The following is a 14,444-nucleotide window of genomic DNA, read 5'->3' on the forward strand; positions in this document are numbered from 1 at the left end:
TCACAGCAACCCCTCAGATCCGGCCCAGTGCCGCAGCAGCTTGGGACGCGAGGATCATCGGTATGACCGACACCCTGCCGGCCGAGCAGCACACCGCTGCGATCGGCGTCGGGGGTCGCTACGTTCTCGACATCGTCATCCCCGTGTACAACGAGGAGCGCGACGTCGCGGCCTGCGTGCGACGGCTCCACCAGTTCCTGCTCGACGAGGTGCCCTACCGGGCCCGAATCATCGTGGCCGACAACGCCAGTACCGACCACACCTTGTCGGTGGCGCGGGAGCTCGCCGAGGAACTGTCCGACGTCGACGTGATCCACCTCGACGCCAAGGGCCGCGGCGGCGCGCTCGCCGCAGCGTGGGCGTCGTCGCCGGCCGACGTCGTCGCCTACATGGATGTCGACCTCTCGACCGATCTTTCAGCGCTCATGCCTCTGGTCGCGCCGCTGGTGTCCGGGCATTCCGACATCGCCATCGGTTCGCGGCTGGCCGCCTCGTCGCGGGTGGTGCGTGGCATCAAGCGCGAATTGGTGTCCCGCGGTTACAACTTGCTGCTGCGCGGCCTGCTCGGCGCGAGGTTCTCCGACGCCCAGTGCGGCTTCAAGGCGCTGCGCGCTGACGTCGCCCGCCAGCTGTTGCCGCTGGTCGCCGACACCGGATGGTTCTTCGACACCGAACTGCTGGTGCTCGCCGAGAAGGCCGGCTTGCGCATCCACGAGGTACCGGTCGACTGGATCGACGACCCTGACTCCCGCGTCGACATCCTCGCCACCGCGATCGAAGACCTCAAAGGCTGCTGGCGAGTCGGCCGCGCGCTGACCACCGGAGCGCTGCCGCTGCGCGACCTGCAGGCCGCGCTGGGCCGCGAGCCGCTGGTGCCCGGCGTGCCCCGCGGCATGGTCGGCCAGATGGTCCGCTTCGGCCTGATCGGCATCGCCAGCACCATTGCCTTTGCGCTGCTGTATCTTTCGCTGCATCCCGCGCTCGGCGCGCAGGCGGCCAACCTGACCGCCCTGCTGCTCACCGCGCTGGCCAACACCGCCGCCAACCGAGCCTTCACCTTCGGCATCCGCGGCCGCGCCGGTGTCGCCCGCCACCACGTCCACGGCCTGCTGATCTTCGCATTCGGGCTGGCCATCACCAGCGGCTCGCTGTATCTGCTGCACCGCTACGACCCGACCGTCGGCAAGGGCGTCGAACTGTCCGTTCTGGTCGCGGCCAACCTGGTCGCCACCCTCGTGCGATTCGTGGCGTTGCGACGGGTGTTCGGCGCCCCCACCCGCTGATATGACGATCACCGTCGAGTCACCGGAAGTCGGCGTAGCACAATCGGTTACCCGACACACCCGAATATCGCCGAAGCGGTGGGCGCTGGTCGTCTTATTGACCGCGACCGCCGTTCTCTACCTGTGGGCCCTGGACCGCTCGGGGTGGGCCAACGCGTTCTATTCCGCTGCCGAGCAGGCCGGCTCGCAGTCGTGGAAGGCGTTGTTGTTCGGATCGTCCGACGCTGCCAACTCGATCACCGTCGACAAACCGCCTCTGTCGCTGTGGCTCCCGGCCCTGGCCATCCGCCTGTTCGGCCTCAACTCGTGGAGCATCCTGGCTCCCCAGGCGATCATCGGAGTGGCCTCTGTCGCACTGCTCTGGGATGCCGTCCGCCGGCCGTTCGGTGAAGGAGCCGCACTGATGGCGGGCACGGTCCTGGCGCTGACCCCGGTGGCCGTGACGATCTTCCGCTACAACAACCCCGACGCGCTTCTGGTCCTGTTGATGATCGCCGCGGTGTGGGCCCTGCTGAGGGCGATCGACGACGGTCGACTGCGCTGGCTGTTGGTGTCGGGATGCTGTGTGGGACTGGGGTATCTGACCAAGCAGCTCGAAGTGGCGTTGGTGCTGCCCGCGCTGGCGATCCCGTACCTGGTGGCCGGTCCGCGATCGCTGCTCACCCGGCTGGGGCAACTCGTGACGGCGCTGGCCGCCGCCGTGGCCGCAGCGGGGTGGTGGGTGCTGCTGGTGCAGCTGTGGCCGGCTGGCTCGCGGCCGTGGATCGGTGGGACGCAGACCAATTCGATCCTCGAACTGACGCTGCGCTACAACGGCTTCGGCAGGCTCAACGGCGACGAGCCGGGCAGCATCGCCTCGCCCGGCTTCATCTCGCCGGTCCATACCGGTGGCCGGACATCGCCGCACCCCTGGGGTCAGCCCGGCATCGGCAGGATGTTCGAGCCGGAGCAGATCGGTGGCATCGGCTGGCTACTGCCCGCCGCACTGGTGTTCGCGGTCGCCTTGCTGGTGTGGCGGGGCCGAGCCGCGCGCCGGGATCTGCGCCGCGCCGCCATCGGAGTGTTGGTGCTCTGGCTGCTGGTCACGACATGGGTGTTCAGCTACATGGCCGGAATCTTTCACCCGTACTACACCGTGGCCCTCGCGCCGCCGATCGCCGCGCTGACCGGCATCGGCATTGCAGTGAGTTGGCAAGAGCGACAACGGCTGTGGGTCAGGGTGGCGCTGGCGGTCGCGGTGGTGCTGACGGCCGCCACCGCGGTGATCGTGCTGCGGCACGTTCCTGGCTTCTACCCGTGGCTGCGGTGGGCGGTCCCGCTGGCCGCCGTCCTGGTGCTGGCCGGGCTGATCGTCACCGCCATCCCGATGCCGGTGATCATCGCGGCAGGCGTACTGGTCGCGTTCGGCGGACCCGTGGCCTACAGCGTCACGACCGTCGAACGCGGCAATTCCGGCGCACTGCCGATCACCGGACCCGTTCCACGCGTTGTGACGGCAATGACCAAGGGTGTCGCGCCGGCCCAGCGCGCCGAGATCACGTCGGTCAGCGGGCCCGGATTCCTGCTGCCCCCGGGATCGTCCACCACCGGACCGCATCTGGTCGGCTGCAGCCTGCTGGACTCCGGCGTGCCCGACCGGCAGCTGGTCGGCCTGCTCGACGCCGATGCGCAGCGATACACCTGGGTGGCCGCGACCATCGGATCGATGTGCGCGGCCGGGTATCAACTGGCCAGCGGTCACCCGGTGATGCCGGTCGGTGGATTCAACGGCACTGATCCTTCCCCGGCACCCGACGAGTTTCTGCGGATGGCGCTGTCCAAGCGTATCCACTACTTCATCGTCACCAACCCGGTCCACGAGGACAAGTGGGGACATCTGGACACCAATGCGCTTATCCAGCAATGGGTTCAGCGCAACTTCACCCCGGTGCGGGTCGGCAGAGTCCTGATCTACGACCTCACGGCGTAGGTCAGGTGAGCATCGTCGCGATCTCGCCGACTGTCCACGGCGGGCAGTCGTGATGATCCCGGTAAGTGATGAACTTTGGCGAGGGCTTGTCGAACCGCCCCACGAAACCGCCTGCGGCGATAAAGATCTGGCCGGTGATCGTGCTGGCAAGGTCACTGACCAGGTAGGCGTACATCGGGGCGACGTACTCCGGGGGCGCGGCGTCGAGCGCACCGTGGGCGCTGACGTCGTCGAGGATGCCGCGTTGCCGCAACGATTCGATCTGTGCCTCGAAGTCCGACCCACTGGACAGCCGGGTCTTGGCACCCGGGCACACCACGTTGGCGCGCACACCGTGCTCGGCCAGCTCGGCCGCGATCGCCATCGTCAAGCCGTTGACCGCACCTTTGCCTGCCGGATAGCCGGTTCCGCCGTAATCGCCAAGGAAGGCAAAGGAACTGGTGTTGACGATCGCGCCTCGGCCGCGGGCCACCATTCTGGGGGCGGCCGCCCGGCAGGTCGCGAACGTGGTTCCGACATGGATGTCGAGGAGCGCGCGGAACTCGGCAGCTGTGACGGACAGTATCGACGAACCGGGCGGCTCAGGTGCGCCGGCGCAGTTCACCAGGGCGTCGACAGCACCGAATTCGCTCTCGCACAGGCCGACCAATTGCTCGGCGATCGCTTCGTCCGCGGCCGAGCCGGCGTGTGCGATGGCGCGGCCACCGGCGTCGACGATGGTGGCGACCGTCGCCTCAGCGGCCGCTGCATCGCGGCCGTTGACCACAACACCCGCCCCGCACTCGGCCAGCAGCGCCGAGACGGCGGCCCCGATACCCCGTGAGCCGCCGACGACGACGGCACCGAAGCCCTCGAGCGGGCGCTCACTCACCGTCAGCGGGAGCTGAGTAGATGAGGCGGTCCCAGCTTCGCCCAACCTCCGCCGGCGCTGGCGCGCCAACTCCGGCCAGACTCACTGAACCGCCTGGCCGAACTGCATGCCGTCCATGTTCCAGTAGCCCCGCATGTTGGTGATCAGGCCGGCGTCGTTGACGGAGTAGGTGAACACACCGCGCACCGTGCTGGTCATTCCGCCCTCGAACTGGCTGCGCAGCACCAGGATGTGCGCAACCTCGTTGGCCGAGCTCGATGGGAACGTCTCCTCGCAGGTGACGCGAAGGTTGTTGACGGCGATGTTGGCGTCGTAGAAGTCGGCGACGGCCGCCTTGCCCCGCACGCCGTTGCCGTCGGGGTTGGTGATGGCCTGCCCGATCGGGTCCTCGATCACGACATCGTCGGCCATCAGGGCCAACCAGCCCTCGCGGTCGTGGGACATCACGGCGCGCCAGGATGCCTGCGATGCGGCCAGTGCGGGAGTTTGTTCGGTGGTGGTGGACATCAGATTCTCCTTATGCTGTCAGATACCGGGGGTTTGTCAGATACTGCAGGCGGCGCGAGCGCCATCGTCGGTGGCTTTACGGATCAGTCCCAGACCGGTGCAGTCGCCAACGGCATGAACCTTGGCGCCGGGCAACCGGTCGGTGAGGGCGTCGAACAGGGCGGTGTCCGCCTCGAGACGGCCGGTGATGATCACGGCGTCGGCCGCGAGTTCGCGGCGGGTGCCGCCGTGCGGAGTGAACACCACGCTGTCGTCCGTGATCTGGTGCACGTCGGCGCGCACGTGCAGCGGCACCCCCAGGCGGTCGAGCCGGTCCATGTGTTCGGTGCGACGCTTGAGGCCCACTTCGGCGGCGATGGTCCGGCCGGATTCCAGCACAGTGACGAATCTGTCTTGGGCGCAGAGATATTCGGCGAGCTGGATTGCTGCGAGGCTGCCGCCGACGATCACGACTCGGCGACCAGCCGGGAGCGCGGCAGGGTTCACCAGCAAGTCGCGCACCCCATGACCGCTGATCACCCGGGAATGGCGGGCCCCGTCGATGTCGGGTACCGCGATCTCCGCGCCGGTCGCGACGATCACCGCATCTGGCTCCAGTGCGGCGACCTCGTCGACGCCGACCGCGTGTGACATCTCCAGCGTCACGGTGCTGGCGGCGATCTCACCGCGCAGGTACCGCAGGAACGGTTCGTTCTCCGGATGCACGATCGACGCCCACACCAGAGCGCCGCCCAATTCGGCGTTGCGCTCGAACAACGTGACCTGGTGCCCCCGTTCGGCGGCCACCCGGGCGGCCTCCAGACCGCCTGGCCCGCCGCCGACGACGACGACGTGCTTGGGCTCCGCGACCGGGTGCGCCGCGAGTTCACGTTCCTTACCGGTGCGGGGGTTCACCGCGCAGTCGACCGAGAATCGCTGCTCCATGGCGTCGATGCAGTTCTCGCACGAGATGCATCGGCGAACCCGATCCGATTGGCCGGCGTGAAGTTTGGCGGCCAGGTTCGGATCTGCCAGCATCGGCCGGCCCATCGCGATGAAGTCCGCGCGGCCGTCGGCGAGGATCTGCTCGGCGCGCGCCGGGTCGTGGATGCGGCCCACCGCGATCACCGGCACATCGACCACCTGCTTCACCGCGGCCGCGGCACCCACGTTGAGTGCGTCGCCGTCGTCGGCGGCATTCACCATCCCGGTGACCAGGCGGTCGATCACCCCACCGCTGACGTGGAAGGCATCGACGCCGGCCGCCACCAGTTGCGGTGCCATCTGCGCCGTCTCGTAGCTCGGGCGGCCGCCGGCCACCCGTTCGTAGCCGGAGATGCGCAGCGTGATCGGCAAGGCGTCGCCGATCTCTGATCGGATGGCCGCCAGCGTCTGCAACACCACCCGGATGCGGCCACCGGCCGTGTCGCCGCGGTAGTCGTCGATGCGCCGGTTGCGTTGGGGTGCAAGGAAAGAGCCCAGGAACATGTATCCGTGGGCAGCGTGGAGTTCGATGCCGTCATAGCCGGCCTCGGCCGCGCGGCGCACGGCGGCTTTGAACAGGTCGATGATCCCGGTCAACTGGGCCTCGGTCACCTCGGCCGAGGGACGTCCGGTCAGATAGGACGGGATCACCGACGGGCCGAGCGATGTGACGCCGTGCATCTCGGGTCCGAGCCCGTCGGGGCCGGCGTGCACGATCTGCGGCTGGATCTTCGCGCCATGCTCGTGCACGGCCTCGACCAGTGCACGGTGGGCGCTCACTGACTCGTCGGTGCCGAGGTGCAGCCCGCCCGGAGTCTCGGGCTGCAGGTGGTCGATGCCGGTGGCGCCCACGGTGATCAACCCGACGCCGCCTTCGGCGCGGGCGGCGAAGTAGTCGCGGGTGCGCTGCGACGGCAGACCGTCGGGCGTGCCGTACATGGTCTCCATCGGAGACATCACGAGCCTGTTGCGCACCGTCATCGAGCCGATGCGGCCTTCACACAACAGGTTCGGGAAGGTGCTCATGGGCGCTGCACCATGAATTCCGGGCCGTGCCCGCGCCTTTCGGCAAGGCGGGCACGGCCCGGAAGGTCCATCAGGGACACGCGCAGGTCAGCGGTCCTCGTCGGTGTAGCGGATGACGCCGCGGATGTTGCGACCCTCCAGCATGTCCGCGTAGCCCTCGTTGACCTGCTCGAGGCGGTACTGCCGGGTCACCATGTCGTCGAGGTTCAGCCGGCCCGCCTTGTACATCGACAGCAGCTGCGGGATGTCGTAGTGCGGGTTGCCGCCACCGAAGATGGTGCCCTGCAAGCGCTTCTGCATCAGGGTCAGCATCGCCAGGTTCAGCGTGACATTGCTGTCGGCCATGTTCGCCACGGCGGTGGCGACCACGGTGCCGCCCTTGGCGGTGATGTTCATGTAGTGGTCGATGTCCTCGCCCTTGAGCTCGCCCACGGTGACGATGGTCTTGTGCGCCATCCGTCCCTGGGTGACTTCGGCAACGCCGGCCATCGCGCTGAAGATGTCGGGGTAGGCGTGGGTGGCACCGAACTTCAGTGCGTTGTCCCGCTTGAACTCGACCGGGTCGACGGCGAAGATGTTGCGCGCGCCGGCGTTCAGCGCGCCCTGCAGGGCACCGGTTCCGACGCCGCCGACGCCGACGATCACCACGTCGTCGCCGGGGCGGACGTCACCGCTGCGGACGGCCGAGCCGTAGCCGGTGGTCACGCCGCAGCCGACCAGGCAGGCCACCTCGAACGGGATGGTCGGGTCGATCTTCACCACCGAGCTCTTGTGCACCACCATGTACGGGCTGAAGGTGCCCAGCAGCGTCATCGGGATGACCGGCTGGCCGTTCTTCACGGCGTGGATGCGGTGGGTGCCGTCGGACACCGCGGTGCCGGCCAGCAGGCCAGCGCCCAGGTCGCACAGGTTGCGCAGCCCTTCCTGGCAGGCCGGACACTCACCACACGACGGGATGAACGAGAGCACCACGTGATCGCCGGGGGCCAGGTGCTCGACGCCCGGGCCTACCTCGGTGACGATTCCGGCGCCCTCGTGACCGCCCAGAACCGGGAAACCGGCCATCGGGATGTCGCCGGTGACCAGATGGTGGTCGCTGTGGCACATGCCCGAAGCTTCCATCTGGATTTTGACTTCATCTTTGACCGGGTCGCCGATCTCGATTTCCTCGATCGACCACGGTTGGTTGAACTCCCAGATGAGAGCACCTTTTGTCTTCACAGCGAACCTCCACTCGCAAAACCCGACCCCGGGGTTTTCCAGGGCGGCCGGCCGTGCCGGATGGTCAATCTAGGCAAGAATTAGAACGTGTTCCTGTCCTGCTGACCATTATGACCTCCGTCACTTTCCAAGTCACTGCCGGGGGCCGATTACTTGACGCCTGTCGAGTATTCACCAGATCGGTACCGGAGCCTCACCGAGGGGGTAGTAACCGGGCAGCTTCTCACCGGCGACGCTGCGCTCGATGCGCTTCTGCATGGTGGGGGTCAGATCGCCCGACGAGATCAGCTTGACGAAGGCCTTCTGCACGTGGCCGAAGTCGAAGAAGTCGCGCTGCCACTCGATCAGCAGATCGTCGTTGAGCCGGAACCAGCTGCCGCCGATGCCGTAAATCTCGTCGCGGGTGCCGTCGGACTTGTTGGCGATCTGCTTCCAGAACCCGACGATCTCGTTCTGCTTCTCGTCGACAAGGACCTTCTGGTACTCGTAGACCCAGTTCTCCAGGCCTTCCATCTCCATGCCGAGTGCGACATCGCGGATCTCGTCTTTGCCGACGCACATCACGTCTTCCTTGGGCCCGATGTTCCAGCCGTAGGTGGCGTCGTCGGTGTAGAACTCCGCGAGGTTCTTCCAGTCGCCGGCCGCCTCGGAGTCTTTGTTGGCCTGCAGCCAGCGCTGGACCCAGTCGTCGAGTGCTTCTCGTTTGGAAGATGAAGTCATTGTTCCGCCTTCTATTTTTCGATGATGGATAGAGCTCGGGTGGGACACATCTCTACGGCGCGCTCGACGTCGTCGCGCATCTCGTCGGGGGGTTCGCTGTCGAGAATCTCGACGGCACCGCGTTTGGGAACCCGGAAGACGTCGGGCGCCTCCAGTTCGCACATGGCGTGCCCCTGGCATAGGTCCTCGTCGAGTTCGATGCGGTAGCAGCCCATTTCAGGCCCTCACGCCTTCACTCGCTTGCGGTAGCGGACCTTCGCCGGCCGGGCCAGCTGCACCACCATCTTGGAGTGGTCGTTCTGATAGCTCTCCGGCGGCTGTGCCATCTCGAACTCATACTCCCGCAACAGAACCGAGAAGATCGCCTTGATCTGCATCTGGGCGAACGCGGCACCGACGCACCGGTGTCGCCCGGCGCCGAAGGGGATCCAGGTCCAGCGGTTGACGATGTCTTCCTGCCGGGGCTTCTCATAGCGATCCGGGTCGAAGGCATCCGGGTTGGGGAAGTCCTCGGGGATCCGGTTGGAGATCGCCGGTGAGGCGGCCACCATCTGGCCCTTGTGGATCGGATAACCCTGCACCTCGAACTCGTCCTGGGCCACCCGCATCAGGATGATCAGCGGCGGGTGCAGTCGCAGCGTCTCCTTCAGCGCGTTGTCGATGTTCGGGATCTGGCGCAGCGCATGGAAACTCACCTCCTGGCCGTCGGCGTAGAGGTCGTCGAGCTCCTGCTGCACCTTGGCGTAGTAGTCGGGGTTGCGCAGCAGCTCGATCAGCGTCCACGACGAGGTGCCCGAGCTGGTGTGGTGCCCGGCGAACATCAGTGAGATGAACATGCCGGTGACCTCGTTGGCCGAGAAGCGCGGATTGCCCTCTTCGTCCTTGATGGACACCAGGACGTCGAGCAGGTCGCGATCGCTCTTGTCGGTGGGCGGGTTGGCGATTCGGCCGGTCATGACCTCCTGCACCAGCTCCACCAGGCTGGCCCTGGCTTCGTCACGGATCCGGAAGCTCTCGATCGGAAGGTAGGGGTCGACGTAGCAGAGCGGGTCGGTGCCGCGCTCGAGCAGGTGGTAGTAGTTCGCGAATCGCGAGTCGAGCTGGTTGCGGAACTTCAGTCCGATCAGGCATGCGGTCGAGGTGTAGATGGTGAGCTCGGCGAAGAACTCCAGCAGATCGATTTCGCCTTCGTCGCCCCAGTTTTCGATCATCCGGCGCACTTCGTTCTCGATGGTCGCCGCGTGGCCCTTCATCTGCTCGCCGCGCAGCGCGGTGTTGTGCAGCATCTCCGCCCGACGCTCCGGGTCCGCGTCGAACACCACGCCCTCGCCGAAGATCGGCGTCATGAACGGGTAGGCCTCGGCTTGGTTCAGGTCGGCGTCGGGGGAGCGGAAGAAGAACTCGTTGGCCTCGGAGCCGGTCAGCAGGATGACCTGCTTGTCGGCGAGCTGGAACCAGCCGAGATCACCACACTCCTCGCGGATGCGCTGCATCAGCCCGATCGGGTCGGTGCGGAACTCCTCCAGGTGGCCGTGTTCCTCCTCGCCACCGGAGACTCGCTGAACCTCTTTCGTGATGGTCACGATGGCATCCCTTCCTCGCCGAGGGCGAGCTTCTGGCGGTCTTTGTTGTCGGCCAACGGCGCTTCGGGCTGGAGCTCCATAGTGGCGATGAAGCTGCCGCGGGGGGTCTCCGCGACGAACGTGATGGCGCGGGCGAGGTCGGCGGCGCGCATGAAGTAGTCGTGTCGGGCCTGTCCCCACTTGGCCCAGTCCTCCAGTGCCGGTCCGATGAGTTCGGCCGGCAGGCTCCAGCCCATCGAGGTCTTGGTCGGGCCGGGATGGACGATCGAGGCGCGCACCCCGGTGCCTTCCAGTTCCATCTGGTAGTTGGTCACCATCGACACCAGGGCGGCCTTGGCCGCACCGTAGGCGCCCATGTGGGGCCGTGGCCGCAGCGACACATCAGATCCCACGAAGATCAGGTCGCCACGCTGCCGTTCGAGCATGCCTGGCAGGACTGCGGAGGCGACGCGGTAGGCGCCGACCAGATGGATCTGGATCTGGGACTCGAACTCGTCGACGCTGATCGAGTCGAGCTTGCCGAAGTAGGTGTCACCCGCACCGGCCACCAGTACCTCGATCTCGCCGAGTTCGGCGGTGGTCTGCTCTACGGCGGCCTTTACCGAGTCGGGGTCGGTGACGTCCAAGTGCACTGCGATGGCCTCGCCACCGTCGGCACGGATCTTGTCCACGATCTCCTGCAGCTTGTCCACCCGACGGGCACCCAGAGCGACGGGAAAACCGTTGGCGGCCAGCTTGATCGCGGTGGCTTCACCGATACCGGACGAGGCACCGGCGACCAGCGCGGGCCTGCGGTCGGGAAGAGGGTCGAAACGGGGCATTCGGGAACCTTTCGGGCGTCCTTTAGCGGGGCTGCACTGTGATGGGCAGATGGGCGAAACCGCGGACATTGCTGGAGTGGACGCGCACCGAATTCGCTTCGTCGACCTCATAGCCGCGGATACGTTTGAACAACTCCTCCAACGCAACCCGCGCCTCCATCCGGGCCAGGTGCGCACCGAGGCAGAAGTGTGCGCCGCTGCCGAAACTCTGCAGCTTGGCGCCGATGTCGCGACCGATCAGGTAATCGTCGGGACGCTCGAAGGCGCGCTCGTCACGGTGGGCCGATCCCGGCAGCAGCAGGACGACGTCGCCGTCGGGGATGACGGTGTCGTAGAGCGTCAGATCGCCGGCGACCGTGCGGGCCAGGATCTGGCTGGACGTGTCATAGCGCAGGGTCTCCTCGACCCACAGCGGTACGCGGGACAGGTCGGTGTAGACCTCGGCCAGCTGGTCGGGGTTCTTGTGACCCCAGAATGCGGCATTGGCAAGCAGTTTGGTGGTGGTCTCGTTGCCGGCGATGACCATCAGGAACATGAAGCCCAGCACTTCGTCGTCGGTGAGGCGGTCGCCGTCGATCTCCGCTTCCAGCAGGGCTGAGGTCAGGTCCTCGGTGGGACTCGTGCGCCGCTCCTCGACCATCGCCTGGTAGTAGACGATCAGGTTCAGCGACGCCTCGACCGCCTCTGGAGGAACGTCGGTGACACCCTCGTCGCGGTGCATCACGCCGTCGGCCCAGGCCCGTACCTGAACGCGGTCGGCTTCCGGTACGCCCATCAGTTCGGAGATGACGTCCATCGGCAGCTTGCCCGCGAACTCGTCGACGTAGTCCACCGTCTCCCCGGTGGCCGCCTTCTCCATCAGCACGTCGAGATGTTTGGTGGCGATCTCGGTCACCCGAGGCTCGAGTTCGCGAATCCGCCTCGGGGTGAAGCCTTTCGAGACCAGGGTCCGCAGCCGCAGGTGGGCCGGATCGTCCATCGCCAGGAACGACATGGTCTTGGAGGCATGCGGGCCGCGTGACGCCGGATCCAGCGAGACACCGAACTTGTTGGACAGCGTCGTGCTGTTGCGGAATCCCTGCAGGACGTCGGAGTGGCGGGACAGCGCCCAGAACTTCAGTTCCTCGTTGTAGTACAGCGGAGCCTCATCGCGCAGCCGCTTGTAGTACGGGTAGGGATCTTCGTGGAAGTCGTAGTTGTACGGGTCGAGCAGAATATCCGGACTCTGCACGCTCATTGGTTCTCTCCCAAGATAAGACTCACGACGTATTCCATTCGGTCGGCGACCTCGCGGTAGCTCAGGGTGCCGCTGCCGGCATGCACGAGCGCGCCGAAGTACGTCATCTCCAGTGCGGACACGATCTTCGGATCGGCGTCCGGTCCCAACGCCGACTTGATGCGCTTGTGGATCTCGGCGCCGATCCGGTCGCGCACCCGGACCACGCCGGCGTCGTTGCTCAGTACCGCGGTGGTGCAGGCCGCGGCGAACTCCGGCTCGTCGGCGATCACCAGCGCGAGGCTGCGCAGCGACTGCTGAACGCGGTGCAGACGGGGTTCGTTGACGTCGGTGAAGTAGGGCACCTCGAGGACGCGGTCGAGGTACACCTCGGCGATCAGGTGGTTCTTCGACGAGAAGTAGGTGTAGGCGGTGGCCGGTGCGACCTTCGCGCGCGCGGCGACGGCGCGGACGGTGAGGTCGGCGTAGGACGACTCCCGCAGCATCTCCATGCCGGCCCGAAGCACCTTGCGGAAGGTTTCTTCCTGGCGGCGATTGCGCGGCACGTCATCCCCGTTGGGGCTGACAGCCGTGGCGGCATCGCTGGACACATGTCCAAGTTATCGGAAGTGTGTCTGGCAAGGCAAGAGGCGGTAATGAATTACCTGTTCATGGCGTTCTTTGTGTGGTCCCAGGAGATACCCTTGCACCGCGCCCGCGTCTGCCGCTATGGTGCGAAAGACGAAATCTCGGACACGTGTCCAACGAAGCAGACGGGAATCGGGATGACGATTGCGGCGGACAGGAACAGCGATCTCTTCATCAACGGGGAGCTGGTGCCGGGCGGTAATGGCCGATACCCGACGATCAACCCGGCCACCGAAGAGGTCCTGGGTACCGCGGCGGACGGCAATGCCGAGGACATGAGCCGGGCCATCGACGCCGCGCGCCGTGCCTTCGACACCACCGACTGGTCCACCAATACCGAACTCCGGGTACGCGGCATTCGCCAGCTGCGCGACGCGATGAAGGAGCACGTCGAGGAACTGCGCGAGATGACGATGGCGGAGGTGGGTGCTCCACGCATGCTGACCGCGGCCGCCCAACTGGAAGGACCCGTCGAGGACCTCTCGTTTTCCGCCGACACCGCCGAGAACTATTCGTGGCGCCAGGATCTCGGCGTCGCGGCGCCGATGGGGATCAAGACTCAGCGGACCATCGTCCGCGAGGCGGTCGGCGTGGTCGGTGCCATCACGCCGTGGAACTTCCCGCACCAGATCAACCTTGCCAAGCTCGGCCCGGCCCTGGCGGCGGGCAACACCATCGTGCTCAAGCCCGCCCCCGACACTCCCTGGTGTGCCGCGGTTCTCGGTGAGCTGATCGCCGAGCACACCGACATCCCGCCGGGTGTGGTCAACATCGTCACCTCGAACGACCATTCGGTGGGCGCGATGCTGTCCAGCGATCCGCGCATCGACATGGTCTCGTTCACCGGCTCGACGAATACCGGGCGCGCGGTGATGGCCGCCGGCGCCGTGACCATCAAGAAGGTCTTTCTGGAACTCGGCGGCAAGTCCGCATTCCTGGTGCTCGACGATGCCGACCTGGCCGGTGCCTGCTCGATGGCGGCGTTCACCGCGTCGATGCACGCCGGGCAGGGATGCGCGATCACCACTCGCCTCGTGGTGCCGCGCGCCCGCTACGACGAAGCGGTCGAGGCGGCCGCGGCGACGATGGGCGGCATCAAGGCGGGCGACCCGACCAACCCCGGAACCATCTGCGGGCCGGTCATCTCCGAGCGTCAGCGCGACCGGGTGCAGTCCTACCTCGACCTCGCGATCACCGAAGGCGGCCGGTTCGCGTGCGGCGGCGGGCGGCCGGCCGACCGCGACACCGGCTACTTCATCTCACCGACCGTCATTGCGGGCCTGGATAATTCCGCGCGGGTGGCGCGTGAAGAGATCTTCGGCCCGGTGCTGACGGTGATCGCCCACGACGGGGACGACGATGCGATCAACATCGCCAACGATTCGCCGTACGGCCTCTCGGGCAGCGTGTTCAGCAGCGATCCCGAGCGTGCGCAGGGTGTCGCGGATCGGCTGCGGGTCGGCACCGTCAACGTCAACGGCGGCGTGTGGTACTCCGCGGACGTGCCCTTCGGCGGCTACAAGCAGTCCGGCGTCGGCAGGGAGATGGGTCTGGCCGGCTTCGAGGAATACCTCGAGCTGAAAGTCATTGCCACAGCGGTCTGACCGCACCACAGA

General features: G+C 66.6%; 13 protein-coding genes. 3 read left to right on the forward strand and 10 right to left on the reverse strand.

Annotation, left to right across the window (positions count from 1 at the left end; genetic code table 11):
- Nucleotides 1-62: 62 nt before the first annotated feature.
- Together G6N32_RS03160 and G6N32_RS03165 are read left to right on the forward strand one after the other, a co-directional pair.
- The gene (locus tag G6N32_RS03160) at nt 63-1,283 is read left to right on the forward strand and encodes a bifunctional glycosyltransferase family 2/GtrA family protein (RefSeq protein WP_115317399.1); all 1,221 of its coding nucleotides are present in this window, start codon (nt 63-65) and stop codon (nt 1,281-1,283) included.
- 97 nt (nt 1,284-1,380) lie between these two features.
- Nucleotides 1,381-3,252 (forward strand): glycosyltransferase family 39 protein, encoded by a 1,872-nt coding sequence (locus G6N32_RS03165; RefSeq protein WP_232077460.1) that lies wholly within the window; start codon nt 1,381-1,383, stop codon nt 3,250-3,252.
- Nucleotide 3,253: 1 nt separating this feature from the next.
- Here G6N32_RS03165 and G6N32_RS03170 read toward each other — a convergent pair whose 3' ends face one another.
- The 10 genes from G6N32_RS03170 to G6N32_RS03215 form a co-directional block, all read right to left on the reverse strand.
- Nucleotides 3,254-4,123 carry an SDR family NAD(P)-dependent oxidoreductase gene (locus tag G6N32_RS03170; protein WP_115317397.1) on the reverse strand — a complete coding sequence of 290 codons (870 nt, stop codon included), beginning with the start codon at nt 4,121-4,123 and terminating at the stop codon, nt 3,254-3,256.
- Nucleotides 4,124-4,204: 81 nt separating this feature from the next.
- Entirely contained in the window at nt 4,205-4,630 is a 426-nt protein-coding gene (locus G6N32_RS03175) for a nuclear transport factor 2 family protein (RefSeq protein WP_115317396.1), read from the reverse strand.
- 36 nt (nt 4,631-4,666) lie between these two features.
- Nucleotides 4,667-6,619, reverse strand: a complete 1,953-nt coding sequence (locus G6N32_RS03180) for an oxidoreductase (RefSeq protein WP_115317395.1) — start codon at nt 6,617-6,619, stop codon at nt 4,667-4,669.
- An 87-nt stretch (nt 6,620-6,706) separates the two neighbouring features.
- Entirely contained in the window at nt 6,707-7,840 is a 1,134-nt protein-coding gene (locus G6N32_RS03185; protein ID WP_036341670.1) for an NDMA-dependent alcohol dehydrogenase, read from the reverse strand.
- 171 nt (nt 7,841-8,011) lie between these two features.
- Complete coding sequence (locus tag G6N32_RS03190; protein ID WP_036341669.1) at nt 8,012-8,560, reverse strand: nuclear transport factor 2 family protein; 549 nt, start codon at nt 8,558-8,560, stop codon at nt 8,012-8,014.
- Between the two features lie 11 nt (nt 8,561-8,571).
- Nucleotides 8,572-8,775, reverse strand: coding sequence for a ferredoxin Fdx (locus tag G6N32_RS03195; RefSeq protein ID WP_102807214.1), 204 nt, complete (start codon nt 8,773-8,775; stop codon nt 8,572-8,574).
- A 9-nt stretch (nt 8,776-8,784) separates the two neighbouring features.
- Nucleotides 8,785-10,143 (reverse strand): lanosterol 14-alpha demethylase, encoded by a 1,359-nt coding sequence (locus G6N32_RS03200; protein ID WP_036341667.1) that lies wholly within the window; start codon nt 10,141-10,143, stop codon nt 8,785-8,787.
- Entirely contained in the window at nt 10,140-10,964 is an 825-nt protein-coding gene (locus G6N32_RS03205; protein ID WP_115317394.1) for an SDR family oxidoreductase, read from the reverse strand. Before G6N32_RS03205 ends, G6N32_RS03200 begins: the two co-directional genes overlap by 4 nt.
- Nucleotides 10,965-10,986: 22 nt before the next feature.
- Nucleotides 10,987-12,201, reverse strand: a complete 1,215-nt coding sequence (locus tag G6N32_RS03210; RefSeq protein WP_115317393.1) for a cytochrome P450 — start codon at nt 12,199-12,201, stop codon at nt 10,987-10,989.
- On the reverse strand, nt 12,198-12,791 hold the full coding sequence (locus tag G6N32_RS03215) for a TetR family transcriptional regulator (RefSeq protein WP_115317392.1): 594 nt from the start codon (nt 12,789-12,791) through the stop codon (nt 12,198-12,200). Before G6N32_RS03215 ends, G6N32_RS03210 begins: the two co-directional genes overlap by 4 nt.
- Before the next feature lie 174 nt (nt 12,792-12,965).
- On the opposite strand from G6N32_RS03215, the gene G6N32_RS03220 reads away from it, so the two are divergent.
- Nucleotides 12,966-14,432 carry an aldehyde dehydrogenase gene (locus G6N32_RS03220; RefSeq protein ID WP_115318863.1) on the forward strand — a complete coding sequence of 489 codons (1,467 nt, stop codon included), beginning with the start codon at nt 12,966-12,968 and terminating at the stop codon, nt 14,430-14,432.
- Nucleotides 14,433-14,444: the final 12 nt, after the last annotated feature.

The organism is Mycolicibacterium aichiense (assembly GCF_010726245.1).
GTDB classification, from domain to species: Bacteria; Actinomycetota; Actinomycetes; order Mycobacteriales; family Mycobacteriaceae; genus Mycobacterium; species Mycobacterium aichiense.

Coding starts and splice junctions, on each gene's coding strand:
- G6N32_RS03160 (WP_115317399.1), top strand. CDS start 63: ATGACCGACACCCTGCCGGCCGAGCAGCACACCGCTGCGATCGGCGTC.
- G6N32_RS03175 (WP_115317396.1), bottom strand. CDS start 4,630: ATGTCCACCACCACCGAACAAACTCCCGCACTGGCCGCATCGCAGGCA.
- G6N32_RS03180 (WP_115317395.1), bottom strand. CDS start 6,619: ATGAGCACCTTCCCGAACCTGTTGTGTGAAGGCCGCATCGGCTCGATG.
- G6N32_RS03190 (WP_036341669.1), bottom strand. CDS start 8,560: ATGACTTCATCTTCCAAACGAGAAGCACTCGACGACTGGGTCCAGCGC.
- G6N32_RS03195 (WP_102807214.1), bottom strand. CDS start 8,775: ATGGGCTGCTACCGCATCGAACTCGACGAGGACCTATGCCAGGGGCAC.
- G6N32_RS03205 (WP_115317394.1), bottom strand. CDS start 10,964: ATGCCCCGTTTCGACCCTCTTCCCGACCGCAGGCCCGCGCTGGTCGCC.
- G6N32_RS03210 (WP_115317393.1), bottom strand. CDS start 12,201: ATGAGCGTGCAGAGTCCGGATATTCTGCTCGACCCGTACAACTACGAC.
- G6N32_RS03220 (WP_115318863.1), top strand. CDS start 12,966: ATGACGATTGCGGCGGACAGGAACAGCGATCTCTTCATCAACGGGGAG.